Below are 23,698 nucleotides of genomic sequence, written 5' to 3'. Positions count from 1 at the left end.
TGTCGAGCGGGAACTTCCACACCATTAAGCTGCCAAACTGATCATAACACTCACGAAAGGAATCTTTTTATGTTCAAGCCATTAGTTACCACGTTGCTGTCGTTAATGCTGGGGTTCAGCGCTATTGCCAATGCTGCCGGTTTGCCGCCAGTACCACCGCCACCACCTGTTGACGGGGGAATGCCGATTGAACAGCCTGATCCACGTATGCCGTTGATCCTCAAAGCATTGAAAGCCAATCAGATGAAGTGGAAAGCGCAGAAAATCAGCAATTACACATTCACTCTAGCCCGCAGTTGTTTCTGTGCGCCGGAATTTACCGCTCCCATCCAGATTACGGTGAAAGGCGGCAAGGTCGTGAAAGCCGTGTCAACGCCGCCAGCCGCGTTACCTGCCGGAAATGGACGCATGGCTCCTGCCAATACCGATGCCCGTGACCGTGCCATGACTGTAGATGGTTTGTTCAAAACCATTCAAGAAGCGGTCAACAGCAAGGCCGCGCAAATTGATGTGAAATATGACCGTAAGTACGGCTATCCGATTTCCATTTTCGTTGACCGCAGCCGCATGATGGCAGACGAGGAAATGGGGCTGAGCGCGAGCAACCTCAAACCGATTCCGGTGAAAAGAAGGCCGCACCGCTAAGGGGGTTAGCCGCGCTAAATCGGGCAGGTGTTGCACGGCTCCACCTGCCTGATGGGCTGTGCTATGCTTGCCCCTACTACTGAATTGAAGGGCAAATATCCATGAACCTGAATCCCGAACACGAAAAAATCGTCCTCAAAGCCCGCAAGAATGCCGAAGACCGTTCCAAAGGCTACCGCGAACAAGCGCTCAAACTGTACCCGTGGATTTGCGGGCGTTGCACCCGTGAATTTACCCACGCCAACCTGCGGGAACTGACCGTGCATCACCGTGACCACAACCACGACAATAATCCGGCAGATGGCAGTAACTGGGAATTGTTATGCCTGTATTGCCACGACAACGAACACCAAAAGCTGATCGAAGCAATGCATGGCGGCTCAGCGGGAACCAAAGGCCCAGCAGCGGCAACGCATAACCCGTTTGCGGATTTGAAAGAGAAGATGAAGAAGAAGTAACGGGTGTTAGGCGTATTTTTTGGCATCCTTCAACAACAGCAGCAGTTGTTGTCCGCCCAGTGGGGATGCTTCAAAGCCGAATGTACGGTAGAAACGTGCAGCATCCTCGTTGAGGGGATGCGTCATCATAGCCCGCACTCCCGCCTGTTCTGCAATCATCAGGGCACGGCGGATCGCATCTTTCAGTAACCCTACGCCAATCCCTTGCCCTTGGTAGCGTTGGTCAACCGCCAACCGCGCCAGCAGAATGACAGGAATGGGATATTGCCCCATACCTTTGCGTACCCGTTCCGGCGCATCCAGCGTATCAACTTGGCCTACCGTCAGGCTGAAATAGCCAACTACACGCTTTTCATCTGTAACCACAAAGGTACGGGCAGAGCCGCTGCCTTGTGCTTGGCGGGCATAACGTTGTAACCAGTCATTGAGGGAGGTTTGCCCGCAATCAAAATCTTCCAATTCGTGTTCGCGCAATAACGGTGCTGGTGCGTGCATCACTGTTCCCACGGTGCGGTTTTGCTGAACAGTTTTTCTAACCCGGCATTCGCTTGGGGTGGGCGGTCAAGCAGTTCCAGCAAGGTTTGGTATTGTTGCCCGGAAACCATGAACAGGCGCTGTTCCAGCAAGGTCTGTTCGGCAACGGCACAGGCACTGTCCAGAATGAACTCCGTCAGGGACTTGCGGCTGACTTCAGCGGCGCGGCGCAAAATGGCTTCTTGTTGCAAGGTTGCCCGCAGGCCGAAACGGGCAGGGCGGGTCGTGGCGGTGGTGGCGAGCATGGTGTTCCTCCCTTGGAATTCATACTGTCATGTTACAACATCAGGCGTACAAGATGCTATGCATGACAGTGTGGGTTTTTGTGCCATAATCCTTGCTATTCCTATGGGCTTGGAGATCGGGCATGAGTGTAACCCCGCCGACCGCACAAATCTTTCTCAGCTACAGCCGCACCAATCTGGAAGCGGCGCTTGCCTTGCGTACTGAATTGGAAAAAGCCGGGTTTACGGTATTCCGTGACGAAGACTCCATCCGCGTTGGCGATAATTGGATGGCGCAGCTACAAACCGCGCTGCAAAGCTGTTCTGCCTTTGTGCTGCTGGTTGGGGCGAACGGCATCCAGCGTTGGGTGATGGCGGAAACCCAGTTTGCTTTGGCGCGACATCTGTCGCCGCATGATGATGGGCAACGTCTGCCGATTTTCCCGATCCTGCTGCCGGAAGGCAATGTGCATAGCCTGCCGCCGTTCCTGAGCCTGTTCCAAATCCAGCGTTGGCAAGCCGATCAGGCTTTGCCAGAAACCCTTATCCACGCCATCCGCGATAAAACCGAACTGCTGGACAACAGCAATACCGTGGAAGGTTGTCCGTTCCTTGGTTTGAGTGCTTTCCAGCCCGAACATGCACACCTGTTTTTTGGGCGGCGCAAGGAAACGCTGGAAGCCCTCAAATTCCTCGGCACACAACGCGACAGCAATCCCGCCAACATCCCCATCGACACGCAATACTGTCGCTGGTTGCAAATTGAAGGCAATAGCGGTGCAGGCAAATCCTCGCTGGTGAACGCCGGAATGTTGCCGCTGATCCAACAGGGTGCATTGTGGGCACGGACTGGCTACGAACAGTGGCACATCCTCGGCCCGTTGATGCCGGGGGAAAAGCCGTTGCAACAACTGGCGGAAGTGCTGGAGCATTCGCTGGTGGCGGACGCGGCGTTACGTGATACGGGCAAGCGTTACCGCAGTTTGCGGCAAGACCCTAACGCGCTTGCCCTGCGCTTGCGTGATTTCAAGCAGGATAAAAAAGCCTTTCTGCTGGTGGTTGACCAGTTTGAGGAGTTGTTCACCTTTGCCGACAAAGCCGAAAAGTTGCACTTTGACCAGCAGCTATCCACCGCGTTGAAAGACAAAGATTGTCCGCTGTTTGTGATCAGCACGGTGCGCATCGACTTCTTGGAAGGCTTCGAGCAATTGCCATGCCTGTCGGAACTCTACAACCAGCACTGCAAACGCTACCTGTTGAAAACCATTGCGCAGGATGGCTTGCGCGAAGCCATCGAACAGCCTGCACGGCTGGCGGGGCTGGATGTGGGTGCGATTACCACCGCCATCATGAACGATGCCAAAGATGAACCGGGCGCATTGCCACTGGTGGAAAATGCCTTGCGGGTGTTGTGGGAACAACGGCAGGGCAATCGCCTCAGCGGTGAGTTGTACATCAGCAAGGGCGGTATTGCTGGTTTGCTGGAAGAACAGGCTGATGCGTTGTTGGCACGCTTGGAAAGTGATCTGCCCAAAGGCAAAGCCGATGCGCTGGAATTGCTGTTGGCGCTGACCCGCATCAATGACGAAGGCCGTCATACCCGCCGTCGTTTGCCCTTGGGTGAAGCGCGGCTGGCAGCGGGGGGCAAAAAGGTTGACCCTAAACGTGGGCAACAGGTGATTGATTACCTGACGGGCAGGCCAACGCCGGACGGTGGCAACCGCAAAGCTAATGGTAGCCTGCGCCTGCTGGTGACGGTTGGCGATAATGAGCACGACCAATCCATTGACCTCATCCACGAAACCCTGATCCGCGCCAAAGGTAAGGATGAAACCAGCGGCAAGCTGGTCGGCTACTGGAAAACCCTCTACGACTACATCGACAAAAACCGCGAGCGTGGGTTCTACCGTGACCAACTCACCCGACAAGCGAAGGAATGGCAGGGTAAAAAGGGCTTGGGGCGTTGGTTCAATCTGGCAAGCTGGAGTGAATTACGTGCTTACCGCAAGCTGCGCCCGGAGCAGGGCAGTGTGGATGAATGTTTCCTGCGCCGTAGCCGTCGGGTTGGATGGGGGCAAGGCGTCATGCTGTTGCTGTTGCTGGCCTTCGTCGGGCAATCTTACTTGTGGACGCTGGATAACAGCTTGCCGCCATCCTACATGCTGACCTTGCAAAAATTCCGTCTAATGAGTTGGGGTTGGTTGCCGGAGCCTTTGCCTGAACTGGTGGAAAAAGAAATTCAGCCACCGACTGGTGAATTCCGGGTAGGGGAATACGACAAGGATTTCGGGGAGATGGCGAATAAATCATTGAACGATCAGGGAGTATATGGTCAGCAAAATTTTGGTTATCCTGCTACCAATGCCACAATTTCGCAGCCCTTTTTCATCGGTAAATACGAAGTGACGTATGAGCAGTACGATTACTACGTTTGGCAACAGCAAGGAACACAAAAAGACCTGAAATACCCGAATGGTGAACCCAGCAAAAACGAGCGTGGGCGGCGTGCTGTGACCTATGTGTCGTGGAATGATGCCAATGCTTATCTGCAATGGTTGAGTATCAAAACGGAAGGCAACTACCAATACCGTCTGCCGACTGAAGCTGAGTGGGAATATGTGGCACGTGCCGGAACTGATACGCCTTACTGGTGGGGTGATCAAGATGCTGCAAAAGGTAAAGCGAATTGTGATGGTTGTGATGACCAATGGGGTGGAAAGTATGTAGCGCCAATAGGCAGTTTTTCTCCTAATGCTTTCGGGTTGTATGATACGGCGGGCAATGTTTGGGAATGGACATGCTCTGAGTGGAAAGCAGACTTTGATGGCAGTGAAGGTCGTTGTATGGAGCCTAAAAATGAGTCAGGTGTGCGGGTGTTGCGTGGTGGTTCGTGGAACGACAAACCTGAGTGGTTGCGTTCCTCCGCGCGTCTCTGGACCAACACTGTCAACCGAAGCTACGGTGTGGGATTTCGAGTCTTGCGAGCCGCCAGGACTAATTAGCCCTTTATCCTTTATCGTCGGGGAGATGGCCTATACTTTTCTGAGGTCGCTGCCGGGAATGGTGGTGGTTGGGTTGGTGTTACCGCGCATCGCGCGGTCGATTTTTTTTGAGGCAACCTAATGAATAAAAAAGAGTCTGCCCCGTCCGTTCCACGAGCCGTTCAGGATTGCCGGGAATTGTTGCTATGGATGATCCCGCACCTCGATAAGCTGCCCCGTAACCGACGTTTCACTTTGGGCGAAAAGCTCGAAAATCGGCTGCTGATTATCCTCGAATCGCTGGTGACGGCGGCTTATGCGCCCAACAAGCGTACCTTCCTATTTCTCGCCAACCGTGACCTTGAAGTTTGCCGCCACCTGTGGCGCTTGTGTTACGACTTCCGTGCCATCCCGCTCAACAGCTACCAGCATGGCGGTAAGCTAACGTCCCGCCTGTTTTTCCTGTAGGAGCCAGCCATGCTGGCGATCGCTTGCAGGGCAAGCTCCTACAACAGTCCGTTTTATCACCGGATTTTCAGACGCAAGGAGGGCTTGCTTAATGGCTAAGAAATTTTCCGAGTTAACAGCTAAAATGTCGCTTGACGCACAGGCTCAAGCTAAAGCGAAACTGCACATCATGCTGGCAGAAATGCCGCTGTATGAGTTGCGTTGCGCCCATGGTTTGTCACAAAAAGCCTTACTGGAACGGCGCACGGATATGGATATGCAGGAGGAGGCTATTGCCGAGCCGCAGGTCGGGTATTACCAAACAACTTCTTAATCCCCACCACCAAATCATCCACCAACGTAAACACCACCGGCACAACCAGCAAGCTGAGGAAGGTGGACGCCACCAGCCCACCGATCAGCACCACCGCCATCGGTGCACGGAAGCTAGGGTCAGCACCCAACCCCAGCGCAGTCGGTAACATCCCCGCGCCCATCGCAATTGAGGTCATGACAATTGGTCGTGCCCGTTTGTGGCAAGCGTCAATCAGCGCATCGAAGCGTTGCAGTCCATGTTCATGTAGCCCGAGCATGGCGTAATCGACCAGCAAGATCGAGTTTTTGGTCACGATCCCCATCAGCATCAGCAAGCCGATGACCGAGGGCATGGAAATGCTGTTGTGGGTGACAAGCAAGGCCATCAACGCGCCGCCCAGCGACAGCGGCAACGCCGCCAGAATCGTGATGGGTTGCAGGAAATCGTGCAGCAGCAACACCAGCACGATGTAAATGCACAGGACGCCGATCAGCATCGCCGTGCCGAAACTGCCAAACAGTTCCGCCATCGTTTCCGCGTCGCCAATATTCTGGCGCTTGACCCCGGCAGGCAGGGTTTGCAGGGCGGGCAGTTTATCCGCTTCCGCAATCACTTCGCCCAAGCTGCGCCCGTTGAGTTCCACGTCCAGCGTGACGTTTTGCTTGCGGTCGAAACGGTCAACTTGTGCCGGGCCGCTGCCCATGCGCACTTCGGCGACATTGGTGAGGTTGACCATGCCGTGGCTGCCGGGAATTTTCATTTGGCGGATTTGCGCTAAATCCTTACGGAAGGCTTTGTCCAAACGCACCCGGATCGGCACTTGGCGTTGCGGCAGGTTTAGTTTGGGTAATTGCGCGGCAAAGTCGCCGTTGGTTGCCATCTGGATGGTGCTGGATAAGGATTGCGCTGTTACCCCCGCATTCGCCGCCCGCCCGTAGTCGGGGATGATCTGGATTTCCGGGCGTTGCAGGCTGGCGCTGGAAGAAATATTGCCAAGTCCTTTGAGGGTGCGCAAGTCGCGGGTGACGGCGGTGGCAGCGATTTGCAGGGCTTTATTGTCGTCGCTTGCCAGTACGATTTGCATTTTTTCGCCACCCAAACCGACCGTAACCCGCGCTCCTGGCAAGGCTTGCAGGCGCTGGCGTATCTCGATTTCGACTTCGCTTTGGGTGCGGTTACGTTCGTGGCGTTTTTTCAGCAAGATATTGAGTGTCGCCTTGCGCACGTCAGCACTTGCCCCCATCGCAAACGGCCCGCCATCACCGCTGAATGCGCCGACCATCGTGAATACGCGGGTAATTTCGGGGATGTCCGCGAGCAACTGGCGTGCCTGTTCGGCGGAGGCGCGGGTTTCATCAAGGGTACTGCCCGGTTGCAATTCCAGCTTGGCGGCGGTTTGCATGGTGTCGCCCGCCGGGATAAAGCCCGTGGGTAACAACGGAATAATCGCCAGCGACGCCACGAACAGCGTAATGGCAGCGGCAACCGTGATGAGGCGGTGACGCAAACACCAGCGGGCCAACCGCAGGTAATGGCTCATAACCCGCCCGTCTCGGCTATCCGTCTGCGGGTGCGCTTTCATGATGTAAGCCGCCATCATCGGCGTGAGTAACCGCGCTACCACCAGCGAGAAGAAAATTGCCACCGCCGCCGTAATCCCAAACGGCTCGAAGAACTTCCCCGGAATGCCGCCCATAAACGCCGTGGGCAAGAATACCGCTATCAGGGTAAAGGTGGTGGCAATGACCGCAAGGCCGATTTCGTCCGCCGCTTCCATCGCCGCTTGGTAGGGTGTTTTGCCCATGCGTAAATGGCGCTCGATGTTTTCCACTTCCACAATCGCGTCATCGACTAGCACCCCGACTACCAGCGCCATTGCCAGTAAGGTCAACAGGTTGAGCGAATAGCCAAAGTAGTGCATGACCGCAAAGGTGGGGATGATTGCCAGTGGCAAAGCCGCCGCTGATACCAGCGTTGCCCGCCAGTCACGCAGGAAAATCAGCACCACCAGAATTGCCAGTGCCGCACCTTCGTACAGCAACATCATGGAGCCGTCGTAGTTTTCTTGGATCGGCTCTACGGTGTCGAAGGCTTCCTCGAAATGTACTTGCGGGTAAGTGGCTTGCAGTTTTTCAATGGTGGCGCGGGCTGCTGCTGCGACGCTGACTTCGCTGGCTCCCTTGGTGCGGGTGATTTGGAAGCCGATCACGGGTTTGCCATCCAGCAAGGCGTAGCTGGCGCGTTCCGCTGCGGTGTCGCTGATGTGGGCAATCTGGTCGAGGCGCACTTGCCTGCCGTCGGGCAGGGGAATATCCAATGCAGCAATATCCGCCGCAGTTTGCACAGCAGCGAGGGTGCGGATGGATTGCACACCACCGCCGACATCACCGCGCCCGCCGGAAGCATCTTGCTGCACACGCCCCAACTGGGTGGAAATGTCACTGCTGGTCACACCAAGCCCGCCCATTAGTGCCGGGTCAAGGTTGACCTGCACTTCGCGGTTGACCCCGCCGACCCGCGAGACTAGCCCTACGCCTTTGGTGGCAAGCAGTTCTTTGGAAACCTCGTTGTCGACAAACCACGACAAGCCTTGCTCATCCAATTTGTCGGACGTCACGGTGACGGTCAGGATCGGGCTACCCGCCGTGCTGAGTTTGGATACCACAGGGTCGGTCATGGCAGCGGGGAGGCTGGCGCGGATGCTGTCGACGGCATTACGCACTTCGTTTTGCGCGACTTCGCTGTCCTTGTCGATGGTGAATTCCACGCTGATCAACGCAGCGCCATCGGTCAGGTTGGCGTAAATGTGTTTGACGCCGCTCAAGCTGGCAACGGCGTTTTCGACCTTGCGGGCAATTTCGGTTTCCAGTTGTGCGGGCGATGCGCCTTCCAAACCGATGCTCACGGTGACGATGGGCAGTTCCACTTCGGGGAATTGTTGGATGCCGAGCGCTTTAAAGCCGCCAATGCCGATAAAAGTCAGCAATGCGAACAGCAGGATAGCCGGAACCGGGTTGCGGATTGACCACGCGGATACGTTCATGAGGGTAATGACTGCCAGTCAGTTGTTTTGCAGGGAGCTTAGATGACCAAGGGTCAGTTGTCCAGTTTGACCCAGAAAAGCAGGGTTGGTTTAGTCGGGGTGCTTATTTTGTTGCGGTTTATTTGTGGGCAATCCGGCAAGGGGGGAATCCATCCGCATTGATGATCTGTTAAACTTTCAAGCGTTTGTGTTATTTCCTATTGGAGGCTTGCGATGGAAAACCCTACCCCGTGGATTGAACATCTGAAACACCCGCTGGTGTTGTTCGGTTTTGTGCTGCTGGTGCTGGCGACTTTGCTGAAAACATTCAATACCGATAAGCTCACCGCCAAGGATACCGGGCGGGTGATGGATAAGGGCTTGCTGTATACCTTTGCAGTGGCGGTGCTGATTATTGTGCTGGGTTTTGTGTCGAGTGTGGTGCAGCATTTGCCGCAAACAACGGTGCAACAGGAAAGTGCGGGCTTGCAGAGCGGCAATAAGGCGGGTAATGTCCCGGCTGGTGCTGATGTCGGGCAGAAAAGTAGCGGGACGCAAAGCCCGAATACGGTGGACTTCGCCAAGTAACCCCTTTTTCGAAAGAAACCCCTCCCGGCCTCCCCTTATCAGGGGAGGTGAAGGATGCGTGCCTGAGGTTCGTTATGCGCCGTTTGTTATTTGCCAGTGTGTTGTTGCTCGCAGCCTGTGGCGACAAGCAGGAAGTCAGCCAAAGCAGCAAGGGTGATTATTCGCCGAATGTGGTGGCGGGGGGAAATGTTAGCGTCCAGCAAACCAACATCCAGAATGCCACGATCAATATGCCACCTGAGTTGGTGGAAAAACTGGCGCAGGCATTAAAAGCGCAAGGCACTCCGGCAGACCAACTCAACGCCCAGTTGGAAGAACTCAAACGCAAATACGCCGACTTGCAGCAAAAACTGGGTGAATATGCCAAAACCGACGAACTCGCCCAACAAGCCCGCAAAGAACTCGACACTGGTAACCTCGAACAAGCTGAAACCCTGCTGCAACAGGCTTACGACAAAGACCTGCAATTCTCCAAACAGCACCTCGCCCAACGCGCCCTTGATCTCGCCGAAGTCGCCGAACTACGCCTTGACCACGACAAGGCTCTCGCCCGCTACCGCGAAGTCACCCAACTCCAGCCAGATAACCTGATAGCATGGAAAAATGTTTACGACATTGCCCAAAAGGTTGGGAATAACAATTTGGCATTGGAAGCCGCTCAGGGTCTACAAAAAAATCTTAGACCAGAAGATGAAGATTGGTTGTATATGGCCTTGGCTGATGAAGGAACTGCTCTTGAAAAATTGGGTGATACTGCGAAAGCAATGGAAAAATACCTTGTAGTCTTAGAATTTGATAAAAAACGCACAGTGAAATTTCCAGAGGATGCCGCGCGACAGCACAATCTGTCGGTGAGCTACAACAAGGTAGGCAGCCTGTACAAAGCAAACGGCGCCGCGCTTGCCGCGATGAAGTCGTATCAGAACTCGCTGTCGATAGCCCAAAAGCTCGTAGACCTAGACCCGAAGCAGGCAGATTGGCAACACGATCTATCGGTGAGTTACCAAGCTATTGGTGATCTGCAAGTAGTTAACGGTGATAAAGCCGCTGCTTTAAAGTCTTACCAATACTCGCTGTCGATCAGAAAAAAGCTGGTAATTCTCGACCCTAAGCGGGCGGATTGGCAACACGACCTGTCGGTGAGTTATGAGAGACTCGGAGATATGTATCAAGCGAACGGCGACACACCCGCCGCGCTGAAGTCGTATCAGGACTCGCTGTCGGTCAGGAAAAAGCTGGTAATTCTCGACCCTAAGCGGGCGGATTGGCAATACGCCCTGTCGGTGAGTTATGAGAGACTCGGAGATATGTATCAAGCGAACGGCGACACGCCCGCCGCGCTGAAGTCGTATCAGGACTCGCTGTCGGTCATAAAAAGGCTGGTAGACCTCAACCCTAAGCGGGCGGATTGGCAATACGCCCTGTCGGTGAGTTATGAGAGACTCGGAGATATGTATCAAGCGAACGGCGACACGCCCGCCGCGCTGAAGTCGTATCAGGACTCGCTGTCGATCATAAAAAGGCTGGTAGACCTCAACCCTAAGCAGACGGATTGGCAACGCGCCCTATCGGTGAAATACCACAATCTAGGTGGCATTTACAGAGCGAATGGCGATGCGCCCGCCGTGCTGAAGTCGTATCAGGATTCATTGGCAATCAGTAAAAAGCTGGCAGAACTTGATCCTGAGGTGGTGCAATGGCAGGTTGATTTGGCATGGTCATACTATAGACTTGCTCAAGTTCAAGAAGGTAACCGTAAGAATTTATTGAAAAGCGCTCTCAACATTCTGAAAAAACTTGATAACGAAAGTCGCTTAGTAGCAACGCAGCAAATCTATGATGAAATACTTTTTTCTGGCATTACTCAACTTGATAATTCTGCATCCATAAATGAAACACAGCCAAACGTTCGTATTCCAGTGTTGCGTCCAACTAAAAAGTGATCAGGTTTCTTCTCAGTCTTTTTTCTGTACATTAGGATGGAGCGCTTTTTAAGCATGATGTAACTTCCCGCGCACTTTCCTGAAAATCACCAAAATATCATCAATAAACGTAAACACCGCCGGAACCACCAGCAAGCTCAAGAACGTCGAAGCAATCAACCCGCCGATCACCACAATCGCCATCGGTTGGCGGAAACTGGGGTCAGCCGCCAGCCCTAACGCGGTCGGCATCATCCCCGCGCCCATCGCAATTGTGGTCATGACAATCGGTCGCGCCCGTTTGTGGCAAGCGTCAATCAGCGCCGGGATGCGACCGGACTGGTCACGTTCCCGCGCCATCACCGCGTAATCGACCAGCAGGATCGAGTTTTTGGTCACAATCCCCATCAGCATCAGCAAGCCAATGACCGCAGGCATCGAAAAACTCATCCCCGTCACCAGCAGCGCGAGGAATGCCCCGCCCACCGACAGCGGCAACGCGGTCAAAATCGTGATCGGCTGCAAGAAGTCGTGGAACAACAGCACCAGCACAATGTAAATCAGCAACACACCGATCAGCATGGCTCCGCCGAAGCCGCCAAACAGTTCAGCCATGCGTTCGGCATCGCCGGATGATTGCCGGTAAACACCGGGTGGCAGTGTTTGCAGCGACGGCAATTTATCCGCCTGTGCGATGACTTGCCCGACAGGCAGGCCGTTCAGCTCCACATCAATGCTGACATTACGCATCCGGTCGAAACGGGCAATTTGCGCTGGGCCACTGCCCAATTGCACATCGGCTACAGCGGAAAGCGGCACGGAACCATTACGCCCCGGAATGCGCAGTTGGCGGATGGTATCCAGATTTTCGCGTACCGACAGGTCAAGTTGCACCCGGATTGGGATTTGCCGTTGCGGTAAGTTGAGCTTGGGCAAACGGGTGGAAAAGTCGCCGCTGGTGGCTACCCGTACTACCGCACCCAAGGCTTCGGTGCTGACGCCGAGTTCCGCCGCCCGCGCAAAATCCGGGGTGATGTGGATTTCAGGGCGTTGCAAGCTTGCGCCGGAAACCACGTTGCCGATGCCTTGCAGGGTACGCAGGTCGCGTTCTACCCCTTGCGCGGCGGCGATCAATACCTCGCCGTCATCGCTTGCCAGCACTACTTGCATTTTGTCGCCAGCACCGCCGGAACCAACCGTGAAGCGCACTCCCGGCAACGGTTTGAGGCGCGTGCGGATTTCGTTTTCCACTTCCGTTTGCTTGCGCGAACGTTCTTCGCGGGTGGTGAGTTGCAGGGTCAGGGTGGCTTTGCGTACATCCGCCGCGCTACTTTCCTGCATCGGGCCGGAGCTGACGCCGCTACTGCCGCCCGCCAGTGTGAAGACCCTTTTTACATCACCCATTGGCGCGAGCAATTGGCGGGCTTTTTCAGCGGTGGCAAGGGATTCTTCCAGCGTGCTGCCCGGTTGCAATTCCAAAGCGACCGAAGTCAACGCGGTGTCAGCGGGCGGGACGAAACCTTTCGGCAGCAATTTCGCCAGCATTACCGAGCCAATGAACAGGGCAATGGCGATTGCTAGCGTGATGGCGCGGTATTTCAAGCACCAATTGACGGCTTTGAGGTAGGTCAGCATGATCCAGCCGTCTTGCGTTGCCTTTTCTGGGTGTGGCTTGAGCATGTACGCAGCCATCATCGGGGTGAGCAACCGCGCTACCATCAGTGAGAACACCACAGATACTGCCGCCGTGATGCCGAAGGATTCAAAGAATTTACCCGGTACGCCGCCCATGAATGCGGTGGGCAGGAATACCGCGACCAGTGTGAAAGTGGTGGCAATGACCGCGAGGCCGATTTCATCCGCCGCTTCCATCGCTGCTTGATAGGGCGTTTTACCCATGCGCAGGTGGCGTTCGATATTTTCCACTTCGACGATGGCATCGTCCACCAGCACCCCGACGACCAAGGCGAGTGCCAGTAAGGTGAGGATATTGAGTGAAAAGCCGAAATATTGCATCGCCATGAAAGTGGGGATGATCGCCAGTGGCAACGCGGCGGCAGAAACAAAGGTTGCCCGCCAGTCGCGCAAGAACAGGAAGACCACCAGAATTGCCAGTGCTGCGCCTTCGTACAGCAGGTGCATGGAACCAGTGTAGTTGGCTTGAATACGTTCGACCGCGTTGTAGGCTTCTTCGATTTTGACTTGCGGGTGGGCAAGGGCAAAGGTTTTGAGGGTCGCCCGCACGCCATCCACTACCGCAATTTCGCTTGCGCCACGGGTACGGGTGATCTGGAAACCGACCACTTCCTTGCCGTCCAACAGCGCGTGGGTGGAACGTTCAGCAATGCTGTCTTGGATGCTGGCAATTTGGTCGAGCCGTACATGCCGCCCGTTGGCGAGGGGGATTTCAATCGCAGCCAGTTCCGCTGCGGTTTTAACCCGCCCTAAGGTGCGTACCGATTGTGTGCTGCCGCCTACGTCACCGCGTCCGCCGGGGGCGTCTTGCTGCATTTGCCCTAAGCGGCTGGAAACGTCAGCGGAAGTTACACCCATGCCCGCCATCAGCGCGGGGTTAAGTTCAATGCGCACTTCGCGGTTGACGCCGCCGACCCGTGAGACTTTGCCCACGCCTTTGACGGACATGAGGGCGCGGGTAATGTCATTGTCCACGAACCACGACAGCGCTTCCTCGTCCATATTGGCGGATGCTACGGTAAACGTGACCAATGCACCGCCTGCGGTGGTGACTTTGGACACAACTGGATCATTCATCTGTGCGGGCAAGTTGGCACGGATGGTATCCACCGCATTGCGCACGTCGTTGAGTGCTGATTCGGTGTCTTTGTCGATGTCGAATTCGGTGGCAATGCTTGCTGAACTGTCGGTCAAGGTCGTGCGGATGTGCTTAACGCCGGGCAGGGTGGCAAGCTGGTTTTCGATCTTACGGGCAACTTCGCTTTCAAGCTGCTCCGGGTCTGCGCCTTCCAGTGAGGCATTGACCGTGATGGTAGGTAGGTCAATGTCGGGGAAATTCTGGATGCCTAGGGCGCGGAAACCTTTAACCCCAAGGAAGGTCAGCAGCGCGAACAGCAGGATAGCGGGAACCGGGTTACGGATCGACCAAGCAGATACATTCATTATTTTTCAACCACCTGAACGGTATCGCCGTCATTGAGGAAGGCTCCGCCAGTAGCCACGACGCGGGCAGTGGCTGCCAGCCCATCGGTGATTTCTACGCGCCCTTCTGAGCGCCGCCCAACCTTGACTTGCCGTTGGATGACACGGTTTTCCGCACCCAGTTCAAACGCATAGTTATTGCCGTCGCGCAGGATCACGGCAGTCTGCGGCAAACTCAAAGCATTGGCAGAGCCGGTGAGGATTTCACCTTCCGCGAACATACCTGCCTTGGCGGGGCTGTCGGTAGGCAGGCTGATATACACGGTGGCATTGCGGGTATTGGGATCGAGCGTGGGGGAAACCACCCGCACTTCGCCGGTGACGCTTTCCCCAGTAGGCAGGGTCAGGTGGGCTTTTTGCCCCGCGTTGATCTGGGCAACATCGCGCCCCGCGACTTCGGCACGCCATTCGATTTTGTTTTGGCGCACCATGCGGAACAGTTCCGTGCCGGGTTGCACTACCGCGCCGAGGGTGGCGCTGCGGGCAGAAATTACGCCGTTGTCTGCTGCCACGATGCGTGTTTGGCTGAGGCGGATTTGCTGGGCCTCCAAGGCGGCTTGGGCAACCGTTTCGCTGGTCAGGTATTGGTCGATCTGTTGGGCAGGCAATGCACCGCTGGCTTTCAGGCTGCGGGCGCGGTTGGCATTGGTGCGGGCTTCGTCGAGCTTGGCTTGGGCTTGCGCCACATCCGCTTTGACCGCCGCTTGCGACAATTTCACCAATTCTTGGCCTTTTTTGACTTGATCGCCTACGTCCACCAATACATCGGTAATGCGCAGGCCGCTGATTTCAGAAGCAATGATGGCTTCTTGCCAAGCGTTGAGTGCGCCGCTGGCAGTGATGCCGCTGTTCCAGTTGGCTTGAGTTGGGGTGGTAACGGTGACGGCGAGCGCGGCTTTGACCGGAGCTGCGGGTGCATCTGCCGCCCAAGCGGGCAGGCTAGGCAACGCCACAAGCGAGGTACTCAGGCACAGGGTAAGCAGCAAACGGGATGCAAGCGCGGAAGTATTTTTCATGTTGATGACAGCCAGTCAATAAGTTGCGGGAATCTTAAGTGACCACGAGTCAGTTGTCGAGTTTCATTATAGTTAGGGAAATTTTCCTTTGGCTTTGCAGATGAATAGGATGTGCTAAACTGCACCGCAACATTTTCACCCTTTCCCGGAGCCAAGCCATGAGCGCCACACCAGCCCCCCGCGTGACCGTCACCACCCTGCGCAAGATGAAGCGCGAAGGGGAAAAGATCGTCATGCTGACCGCCTATGACGCCAGTTTCGCCAAAGTGCTGGATGCGCAAGGTGTGGACGTGATCCTTGTCGGCGATTCGCTTGGTATGGTCATCCAAGGCCATGACACCACCGTACCCGTGACGATGGATGAAATGGTCTACCACACCCGCGCTGTGACCCGTACAGCCGCACACGCGCTGGTCATTGGCGATTTGCCATTCATGAGCTACACCTCGCTGGACATGGCTTTGCGTAACAGCGCCCGTTTGATGCAGGAAGGCCGTGCGCAAATGGTCAAACTCGAAGGTGGTGCACCGCAAGTGGCAACCGTTTCCCAACTCGCCCACCACGGCGTCCCGGTATGCGCCCACCTTGGCCTGCAACCGCAATCTGTGCATAAACTCGGTGGCTACCGCGTACAAGGCCGTGATGAAGCCGTTGCCAAACAAATGCTGGATGATGCGAAAGCCTTGCAGGATGCCGGAGCCGATTTATTGGTGCTGGAGTGCGTCCCGGTCAGTCTGGCGGAACAAATTACCCAAGCGCTGGAAATTCCGGTCATTGGCATTGGAGCAGGGCGTGGTTGCGATGGGCAAGTACTGGTATTGCACGACATGCTCGGCATTTCCCCGCGTGCCCCGAAATTTTCCCAGGATTTTATTGGCACGGGTGCAACCATTCCGCAAGCGGTCGCGTCCTATGTGCAAGCGGTTAAAGCGGGAACCTTTCCGCAAGACCAACACTGTTTCTTTTAAGGTAGCAGCATGATCATTACCGAACAGGTCGACGTACTCCGCGAGCAAATCAAAGCATGGCGTAACGCGGGTGAAACCATCGCATTTGTCCCGACGATGGGCAACCTACACGCAGGTCATCTGGCGCTGGTCAAACGGGCACAAGCCTTGGGCAGCAAAGTGGTGGTTTCCATTTTCGTCAACCCCACCCAGTTTGACCGTAAGGAAGACCTCGCCGCTTATCCGCGTACCCTAGCGGAAGATTGCGCCCACCTGCAAACTTGCGGCACGGATATGGTGTTCACCCCCACGCCTGCGCTGATGTATCCCACGGGCGGTTTGGCAACCAAAGTCGAAGTGCCGGGCATTAGCCAGCTATTGGAAGGTGCGTCCCGCCCCGGTCATTTCACGGGTGTTTCCACTGTGGTGTGCAAGCTGTTCAATCTGGTCGTGCCGGATGTGGCAGTGTTTGGCGAAAAGGATTTCCAGCAACTCATGCTGATCCGTCAGATGGTGCGTGATCTGGATATGGACATCCGTATCGAAGGTTTACCGACGGTGCGTGAAGCCGATGGTTTGGCCATGAGTTCGCGGAATGGCTACCTGTCAGCGGAAGAACGTAAAATTGCGCCCGCATTCAACAGGATTTTGCGTGAAGTGGTTGACGCGCTGCACAAAGGTGGGCAGGATTACGCCTCCTTGCAGGCAAATGCCATGAAGTCACTGGAATTACAGGGATTTCGCCCCGATTATGTGGAAATCCGGCGTGCCGTTGACTTGTTGCCCGCAGCAGCAGGGGACGCACCCTTGGTTGTGTTGGGGTCAGCGTGGCTGGGAAAAGCGCGGTTGATTGATAATATCCCGCTTTAAGATTGAAAAACTTAACAGAAACATCATAATAGTATTGCCCTGCAAAATACTTCACGAAAGAGATGGTTACGGAGGAATCGCGATGGAGCTGACGCTTCTCAAATCCAAACTGCACCGTGTTACAGTCACTCACGCTGAGTTGGACTATGAAGGCTCTTGTGCGATTGATGATGACTTTTTGCGTACTGGCAATATCCGCGAGTATGAGCAATTGCACATCTATAACATCACCAACGGCGAGCGCTTTTCGACCTATGCAATCCGCGCAGAAGCGGGTAGTGGGATTATTTCCATTAATGGGGCTGCGGCGCACAAGGCGCGTACTGGCGATTTACTGATTATTTGTACTTATGCGAATTTCAGTGAGGCGGAAGTGGATAGCCACAAGCCGCAGTTAGTGTATTTCGACAAGGCCAACCGCATCACGCATACCTCCAAACAGATTGCTGTACAGGCGGCGTGAGCGAATTTAGTGCATTTTGTCGGAAAAATCATGTAAATCCGAGCCGTTCTTGTTATAGTTGTCGCTCGGGTTACATGTTGAAAAGCCTGTTATTTTTATTATTAACATCTGTCTTAGGTCTGCTCACCTAGAGAATTGTCAACCCCTTAACAATTCACAGCAGATGGTTGTTCCGTAAAATCCGGCTCGGCGTTGTCACACGTTCGAGCCGGGTGCTTTCCGCTCTAGATCCATCCCTCAGGGCTTGTTGTTGTTATCGTTTGCCCTGTTTCCATGTGGTGTATCTTACGGGTTTGGCCTGAATCAATACTTAATTAATAGAATTTATTATTGGCGCTATTTGATTGATTTTGCAGTCTTTCGGGCTTCATCTCCAGTTCAGTTTAACCAAGGTCATCAAAGCCAGCCAGCTTGTACAAGCGTTTGGCCTCTTCCATATCTTGCGGGACACCATTGCCTTGTTGGTACATGAGCGCGAGGGTGGTCAGTGAACCTTGCAAGCCTTGCTCACCCGCGAGACGGAACCACTTGGCTGCTTCTTCGCCATTTTTCGGGGCGCATTCACCTTCCAGATACATGAAGCCAAGGCCGTGTTGGGCAAGGCCATAACCTTGCTCGGCGGAAGCCCGCATCAGTTTGTAGGCCATCAGGTCATTGCGTACAACGCCAAGGCCGTTTTGGTGCATAATGGCGCAAAGGTGTTGTGCCACTTTGTCGCCTTCCCCCGCGAAGGGTGAGAGCATTTGGATGGCGCGGGAAAAGTGCTTGGCTTCAAACGCAGCCATGCCGCTGGCAAAATCCATGGATTCATTATCGGATCGTGACATGGGAAACTCCTTAATCTTAAAATCAGCGCCAATCTTAGCGCACCCGGACAAGCTTGGCGAAATAGCCCGCCCGGTTGTCCGTGTTACCCCCATAGGGATATTCCTCAAACCGGGATGCCCTTCTTAAACTTCCGCGATATGGAAAATGCCACGATGACTGATTTGAATACCGATTTGAACCTCAAACTGCACATGCGCCAGTGCATCCAGAAAGTAGCGACAGGGCCTGAATACAGTAAGGACTTGAACTACACGGATGCCTATCATGCGATGCGCCACATTTTGTCGGGCGAAGCTGACCCTGTGCAAGTGGCGGTGTTCTTTATCGGCTTGCGCATGAAGCGTGAGACGGAGGAGGAAAACCGGGGCATTTTACAGGCGATCATTGATAGCGCTGTGATCCAGACCGCCAATGTGGATGAAGTGCTGGACATCTCCGACCCGTATGACGGTTACGCACGCGGAGTGCCTGCCTCAAGCTTCATGCCTGCGGTGTTGGCAACGATGGGCGTTCCTGCGGTATTGCACGGTTTGGAACAGGTGGGGCCGAAATTCGGTGCGACCCACCACAAAGTATTGAAAGCCGCCGGGCTGAATGTGAATTTGACTCCGGCTGAGGCGCTGGCGCAATTGGAAAAGATTGGTTGGACGTACATTGACCAGAGCCAATTTGCCCCGCGCTTGCATGACCTGATCCCGATCCGTCAGCGCATGATCAAGCGCCAAGTGCTGACCACGGTGGAAACCTTGGTAGGGCCGATCCGGGGCAAGCGTGCGACGCATTGCATCGGTGGTTACGTGCATAAGGCTTACCCAGCAATTTATGCAGCGTTGGCTAGGCAGTCTGGGTTTGACAGCGCGATGTTCGTGCGCGGTATGGAAGGTGGTATCATCCCTTCCCTGCAACAGAGCGGCAAGTTGTTCTATTACTACGAAAAAGGTGAAGAACAGCAACGTGATTTATCGCCAGAAGATATTGGGGTAACGGCTGAGGTGCGCTCAATCCCGTTACCGGAAGACCTGCCACCCGCACCGATGATTGGCGATGAAATTGCCACATTGGTGGATAGTGATGCTTTGGCGGCTGCGGCTGCGAAAATGGGCATTGCCGCTTTGGGTGGCGAAAAAGGTTTGATGTACAACAGTTTGGTATACTCCGCCTCCATCGCGCTGGCACATCTGGGGCGTTATGGTTCGGTTCAGGAAGCCGCTGATGCGGTACGTGCCACACTGGATAGTGGTAAGGCACTGGAAACACTGCGTGCTGCCGTCTAAAAAGCACCACGTTTATTTTTGTTTTGATTAGAGAGGACATGGCACATGAATATGCAGTACTACAACGCGGTAGTGGAAATGGAAAAAGCAGGCGTTGACCCTGAGTTCCTGCAAGGCTGGCAAGGTGGCTACCTGCTGAACCCTATGCGTGAAGAACAGCGCGTGAACGAAGCCTATGAAGCAGGCTACGCAGCTGGTCAAGAAAAAGACATGGAAGCTTACAAAGAATGGGTTAAAGGTTAATCTAACCATTTCCCTTGTAAGTGAAAAAGCGGGCTATCAGCCCGCTTTTTTTTGGTCACTTGTTGCCGCACACCCATTCAAGGTCGCCTAAGCCGTTGGCCTTGCCAAATGCCCAGTAATCCTTGCTGTTGTAGGCTTCGACCCGGCGCTGGCTGTTGCCTTGCTGGTTGCCATACCATTCGACGCCGCCGGAATAGTAGTCAAACGGGTTCATTGCGGTGGTAACGATTTCACCGTGGTTAGGCAATTGCAGTAATGCGCCCATAGCAGTTTGATGATGCCCGCGATTGCTGCCGCCCGCCCCCGTGCCGCCAGCACCTTGGTCGTTCCAATAGTATTCGCCACCTTGGGGGCCTTGGCGGTTGCCTTGCCCGACAGTGCGTTGCCCGCCGCAACTGCCATTGCTTTCCAACGTCCAACTTGAGCCGCTAGCACAAGCCCGTAGGATGTCGCCTGCGCCATTGCCTTGCTGGATACCCATTGTGCCTGCTTTGCAGGCTTGTGTTGGGTTGGGGACTTTGGGGTTTTCACTTTCGTCCGGTGAGCCTTTGCAATAGCCGGTACGGTCGCCGTTCAAATCACGCAGGCCGAGCAGCATGTCCGCGCCGTCGAATTCCACGTCACTCAGCCACGGTTGCGGGTATTCCAAGTTGAAGTTGGTTTGTTGGGCATTGCCGGGGGCTACACGCCCGTAAATGACTTGCCAGTCAGGTTGCCACGGACGCCAGTCAGCATTGAAACAGTCAGCACTGGCAGGAGCCATGATGTCGTCGGAATAGACGCAACCGCGCGGGTAATTGAGCGAAGTGGCGAAAGCAGGGGAGCCTTCAAACTGCTGGGATTGCGGGTTGAAACGGTAAACCGCTGCCTTCAACTGGTTAACATCACCGATTGAGCCACTTCTCACGGTGGATTGGGCGGTACAAGTCACACCGACGTAAACCATGCCTTCGTGCGTGCCAATACCCATCGGGCGGGCGTCAGCCGGGTTGCTACAGGCATTGAGCGGAATGGGAGTGGGCGCGGCCTTGAACTGGGAAACAGGCAAGCCGCCTTTGCCTCCCAGTACACTGGCATCCAGTTGGTATAGCTTGCGGTCGCCAAGGCTAACTACGTACAAGGTTTGCTGGTCTTCCGACAAGTCGATGTCTCCCAGCCCCACAAAGCCCGCGCTGTCAAAGGCGCTGGCATCATGGAACCAGTCAGTATTGCCCCCGCGTGGGTCATTTCCCGCGACAGCCGCGCCTGCAATGCGGTTGATGTCGGCAAACAAGGTGGTTTGGCCTGTACGGCGGTTGGTGGCGTAAATTGCACCCGTGCCGTGTGGCCCCAGTGCCGCGAAACGTTTCAGGAATGCGCCGGAAAGCAGTGTGTCGCTGGCAGCGTGGTAAGCCAAACCGTAAACCGAGCCAGTTTCCGGTAAGGTTGCTTCGCCCCGGAATGGATGCGCGTGGTGCGGGCTATTGTAGGGCGCACTGATAATGGATGCTTGGTTGGCGCTGGCTAAATCGGCTTGCACCAGTGAAGTGGTGACTACCCCAACTTGCGCGGCTGGGCAGTCAGCGGCAGCTTGTGTGTTGGCGTGTGTAACAGCGATGGGGAGGCTGGCGAGTAATGCGCTGCTGATAATGATTCGGCAACGCCGCAACGAGAATGGGTATTTTGACACGGATGGTTCCCTCCTGTGGAATAGTTGTCCATACGGCTTAAGTGTAGACAACTATTCCACGGGTGGAGGGTCATTCTTCGGCTAGATTGCCCGTTTATCGCTTAATGTTTTTGAGGAACTTAAACATATCGCTGTCAGTGGATAACACTACCGTCGAGTCTGCCGAGACGATGGATTTGTAAGCCTCCAAGGTGCGGGTGAACTCATAGAATTGCGCGGTATCGGGGCTTTGGTTGTAAGCGCTGGAGTAAATCTCCGCCGCTTTCGCATCGCCTTCCCCGCGTGTTTCTTCCACTTTACGGTAAGCCTCGGACTGTATCCGGTTCAAATCGCGGGTCATGTTACCCCGGATACGCGCCGCTTCACCGTTACCTTCGGAGCGGAAACGTTCGGCAATCTGGCGGCGTTCGCTGATCATGCGGTCATAGATTTTGGGTTCGACACTGGCATTGTAATTGATGCGTTTGAAACGGATGTCGAGCAATTCGATGCCGAAGACTTTCACCTTATCGGCAGCAGCTTTGAAAATGGCTTGTTCGATCTGTTCGCGCCCTTTGTGGATGGGGACAAGTGTACCAACGGCATTGTTGGTGTCAGTGCCACCGACATCACCTGCATTGGTCAAGGTTGGGTCTTTAAGCGGTACACGGTTCTTGGTGGTGCGGATGATTTCGATCAGCTCGTGTTTGGCAACGGCATTGCGGGTTTCGCTGCCGAGGATGTCGTCCAGCCGTGACAAGGCGCTGCGTTCGTCACGCAAGCGCAGGAAATACGGCAGAGGGTCAACGATACGCCAGCGGGCAAACAGGTCAACCGAGATGTAGAGCTTGTCTTTGGTGGGCATGTCGGAAGGGCTGCCATCCCATTCCAAAATGCGCTTGTCGATGCGGTTTACGTCTTGGATGAACGGTGTTTTCAGTTTCAAACCGGCTTCGGTAACGGGTTCGCCCACGGGTTTGCCGAATTGGGTGAGGATGACTTGCTGGGCTTCACCCACGGTATAGAAGGCGTTGTACAGCACAAAAGCGCCAAGGCCAGCGAGGATCATGAATAAACGTTTCATTGTTCGGCCTCCACTGGTGTTACTTGTTGTGTTGGGGCGGCTTGCTTGTTGAGGTTCAGTAACGGCAGGACATTTTTCATGCTGTCATCCACGATCACTTTGTTTTGGACGGCGGGCATGACTTCCTGCATGGTTTCCAGATACAAGCGGCGGCGGGTGACATCCGGGGCTTTTTGGTATTGGGCGAACACGGCGTTGAAACGCGACACGTCACCTTCAGCCTCGTTGATGCGTTTGAGGCGATAGCCTTCGGCTTCACGGATACGCTGATCCTTTTCACCTTCTGCCAGTGGCACGGTCTTGTTGTAATCACGGCGGGCTTCGTTGATCAGCTTTTCCTTTTCCTGTTGGGCTTGGTTGACCTCATTGAAGGATTCTTGCACCGGAGCGGGCGGGTTGATGTTTTTCAATTGCACTTGGTCGATGCTCACGCCCATTGAATAACGGGTGGCGAGTTGTTGCAGCTTGAGCAAGGCTTCGGTTTCGATTTCCTGCCGCCCGATGGTGAGGACTTCATCCACGGTGCGGTCGCCGACCACTTCGCGCATCACCGATTCGGAAGCATCGCGTAAGGTCGCACCCGGTTCACGCACGGCAAACAGGTATTTGGTGGGTTCGGCGATGCGGTATTGCACCACCCATTCGACCACCCCGACGTTCAGGTCGCCCGTGACCATTGGGGACTCTTCTTCGGGGGCATCGGAATATTGGTCAGGATTGCTCGCGCCTTCGGTGTAAAAACCGAACTCCTGCTTTAACTGGCGTTTGACTGGCAGGATAGTGGCGGTATCAACCCCCAGCGGGATTTTGAAATGCAACCCCGGCGGGACTTCCGCTTGGTATTTTCCGAAGCGTTGCAAGATGGCAACCGAGTCACTGGGTACTGTATACCACGATGACCAAACGGTGATGACCAGCAGCACCACGACGACAGGCACAAGGCCAAGCGATGGCAATTGCGGCAGTTTAAACGACGGCAATGAAGCAGGTAACGTTGGCGGTTTCACGAAG

General features: G+C 54.9%; 21 protein-coding genes. 12 read left to right on the top strand and 9 right to left on the bottom strand.

The window, feature by feature from the left end:
• Positions 1–69 precede the first annotated feature (69 nt).
• A complete protein-coding gene (locus PHE17_RS06225; protein ID WP_301014957.1) occupies positions 70–645 on the top strand; it encodes a DUF6174 domain-containing protein in 576 nt (191 codons plus the stop codon).
• 101 nt (positions 646–746) lie between these two features.
• Entirely contained in the window at positions 747–1,103 is a 357-nt protein-coding gene (locus tag PHE17_RS06220) for a YajD family HNH nuclease (protein ID WP_301014956.1), read from the top strand.
• 6 nt (positions 1,104–1,109) lie between these two features.
• Here the strand turns inward: PHE17_RS06220 and PHE17_RS06215 are convergent, their stop codons facing one another.
• Together PHE17_RS06215 and PHE17_RS06210 are read right to left on the bottom strand one after the other, a co-directional pair.
• The gene (locus tag PHE17_RS06215; RefSeq protein ID WP_301014955.1) at positions 1,110–1,598 is read right to left on the bottom strand and encodes a GNAT family N-acetyltransferase; all 489 of its coding nucleotides are present in this window, start codon (positions 1,596–1,598) and stop codon (positions 1,110–1,112) included.
• The gene (locus tag PHE17_RS06210; RefSeq protein ID WP_301014954.1) at positions 1,598–1,882 is read right to left on the bottom strand and encodes a DUF1778 domain-containing protein; all 285 of its coding nucleotides are present in this window, start codon (positions 1,880–1,882) and stop codon (positions 1,598–1,600) included. The genes PHE17_RS06215 and PHE17_RS06210 overlap by 1 nt, the downstream gene beginning before the upstream one ends.
• A gap of 122 nt (positions 1,883–2,004) precedes the next feature.
• Here PHE17_RS06210 and PHE17_RS06205 point away from each other — a divergent pair, with 122 nt between their 5' ends.
• The 3 genes from PHE17_RS06205 to PHE17_RS06195 all read left to right on the top strand — a co-directional run bounded on the left by PHE17_RS06205 (position 2,005) and on the right by PHE17_RS06195 (position 5,623).
• Positions 2,005–4,863 carry an SUMF1/EgtB/PvdO family nonheme iron enzyme gene (locus PHE17_RS06205; protein ID WP_301014953.1) on the top strand — a complete coding sequence of 953 codons (2,859 nt, stop codon included), beginning with the start codon at positions 2,005–2,007 and terminating at the stop codon, positions 4,861–4,863.
• Positions 4,864–4,983: 120 nt separating this feature from the next.
• On the top strand, positions 4,984–5,310 hold the full coding sequence (locus PHE17_RS06200) for a four helix bundle protein (protein WP_301014952.1): 327 nt from the start codon (positions 4,984–4,986) through the stop codon (positions 5,308–5,310).
• Positions 5,311–5,401: 91 nt separating this feature from the next.
• The gene (locus PHE17_RS06195) at positions 5,402–5,623 is read left to right on the top strand and encodes a hypothetical protein (RefSeq protein WP_301014951.1); all 222 of its coding nucleotides are present in this window, start codon (positions 5,402–5,404) and stop codon (positions 5,621–5,623) included.
• Here the strand turns inward: PHE17_RS06195 and PHE17_RS06190 are convergent.
• The gene (locus PHE17_RS06190; RefSeq protein WP_301014950.1) at positions 5,580–8,648 is read right to left on the bottom strand and encodes an efflux RND transporter permease subunit; all 3,069 of its coding nucleotides are present in this window, start codon (positions 8,646–8,648) and stop codon (positions 5,580–5,582) included. The two genes, PHE17_RS06195 and PHE17_RS06190, sit on opposite strands and share 44 nt — an antisense overlap.
• Before the next feature lie 213 nt (positions 8,649–8,861).
• Between PHE17_RS06190 and PHE17_RS06185 the strand changes: the two genes are divergently transcribed.
• Together PHE17_RS06185 and PHE17_RS06180 are read left to right on the top strand one after the other, a co-directional pair.
• Positions 8,862–9,215: a hypothetical protein gene (locus PHE17_RS06185; RefSeq protein WP_301014949.1), complete on the top strand. Its 354-nt coding sequence runs from the start codon at positions 8,862–8,864 to the stop codon at positions 9,213–9,215.
• Between the two features lie 74 nt (positions 9,216–9,289).
• On the top strand, positions 9,290–11,158 hold the full coding sequence (locus tag PHE17_RS06180; protein ID WP_301014948.1) for a tetratricopeptide repeat protein: 1,869 nt from the start codon (positions 9,290–9,292) through the stop codon (positions 11,156–11,158).
• Positions 11,159–11,206: 48 nt separating this feature from the next.
• Here PHE17_RS06180 and PHE17_RS06175 read toward each other — a convergent pair whose 3' ends face one another.
• Together PHE17_RS06175 and PHE17_RS06170 are read right to left on the bottom strand one after the other, a co-directional pair.
• Positions 11,207–14,275 carry an efflux RND transporter permease subunit gene (locus tag PHE17_RS06175; RefSeq protein WP_301014947.1) on the bottom strand — a complete coding sequence of 1,023 codons (3,069 nt, stop codon included), beginning with the start codon at positions 14,273–14,275 and terminating at the stop codon, positions 11,207–11,209.
• A complete protein-coding gene (locus tag PHE17_RS06170) occupies positions 14,275–15,330 on the bottom strand; it encodes an efflux RND transporter periplasmic adaptor subunit (protein WP_301014946.1) in 1,056 nt (351 codons plus the stop codon). Before PHE17_RS06170 ends, PHE17_RS06175 begins: the two co-directional genes overlap by 1 nt.
• A 158-nt stretch (positions 15,331–15,488) precedes the next feature.
• Between PHE17_RS06170 and panB the strand changes: the two genes are divergently transcribed.
• The 3 genes from panB to panD all read left to right on the top strand — a co-directional run bounded on the left by panB (position 15,489) and on the right by panD (position 17,610).
• A complete protein-coding gene (gene panB, locus PHE17_RS06165) occupies positions 15,489–16,298 on the top strand; it encodes a 3-methyl-2-oxobutanoate hydroxymethyltransferase (protein ID WP_301014945.1) in 810 nt (269 codons plus the stop codon).
• A 9-nt stretch (positions 16,299–16,307) separates the two neighbouring features.
• Complete coding sequence (panC, locus tag PHE17_RS06160) at positions 16,308–17,147, top strand: pantoate--beta-alanine ligase (protein ID WP_301014944.1); 840 nt, start codon at positions 16,308–16,310, stop codon at positions 17,145–17,147.
• 82 nt (positions 17,148–17,229) lie between these two features.
• Complete coding sequence (gene panD, locus PHE17_RS06155) at positions 17,230–17,610, top strand: aspartate 1-decarboxylase (protein ID WP_301014943.1); 381 nt, start codon at positions 17,230–17,232, stop codon at positions 17,608–17,610.
• 383 nt (positions 17,611–17,993) lie between these two features.
• On the opposite strand, the gene PHE17_RS06150 is transcribed toward panD, so the two are convergent.
• Positions 17,994–18,437, bottom strand: coding sequence for a tetratricopeptide repeat protein (locus PHE17_RS06150; RefSeq protein ID WP_301014942.1), 444 nt, complete (start codon positions 18,435–18,437; stop codon positions 17,994–17,996).
• Positions 18,438–18,590: 153 nt separating this feature from the next.
• Here PHE17_RS06150 and PHE17_RS06145 point away from each other — a divergent pair, with 153 nt between their 5' ends.
• A complete protein-coding gene (locus tag PHE17_RS06145; protein WP_301014941.1) occupies positions 18,591–19,712 on the top strand; it encodes an anthranilate phosphoribosyltransferase in 1,122 nt (373 codons plus the stop codon).
• A gap of 45 nt (positions 19,713–19,757) precedes the next feature.
• Positions 19,758–19,955 carry a hypothetical protein gene (locus tag PHE17_RS06140; protein ID WP_301014940.1) on the top strand — a complete coding sequence of 66 codons (198 nt, stop codon included), beginning with the start codon at positions 19,758–19,760 and terminating at the stop codon, positions 19,953–19,955.
• A 55-nt stretch (positions 19,956–20,010) separates the two neighbouring features.
• Here PHE17_RS06140 and PHE17_RS06135 read toward each other — a convergent pair whose 3' ends face one another.
• The 3 genes from PHE17_RS06135 to hflK form a co-directional block, all read right to left on the bottom strand.
• Complete coding sequence (locus PHE17_RS06135; RefSeq protein WP_301014939.1) at positions 20,011–21,624, bottom strand: hypothetical protein; 1,614 nt, start codon at positions 21,622–21,624, stop codon at positions 20,011–20,013.
• A gap of 94 nt (positions 21,625–21,718) precedes the next feature.
• Entirely contained in the window at positions 21,719–22,687 is a 969-nt protein-coding gene (gene hflC, locus PHE17_RS06130) for a protease modulator HflC (RefSeq protein WP_301014938.1), read from the bottom strand.
• Entirely contained in the window at positions 22,684–23,694 is a 1,011-nt protein-coding gene (gene hflK, locus PHE17_RS06125) for an FtsH protease activity modulator HflK (RefSeq protein ID WP_301014937.1), read from the bottom strand. The genes hflC and hflK overlap by 4 nt, the downstream gene beginning before the upstream one ends.
• Positions 23,695–23,698 lie beyond the last annotated feature (4 nt).

The sequence above is a fragment of the Thiothrix sp. genome (genome assembly GCF_028714775.1).
Classification (GTDB): Bacteria; Pseudomonadota; Gammaproteobacteria; order Thiotrichales; family Thiotrichaceae; genus Thiothrix.
This window is presented reverse-complemented; position numbering and strand designations above follow the sequence as displayed.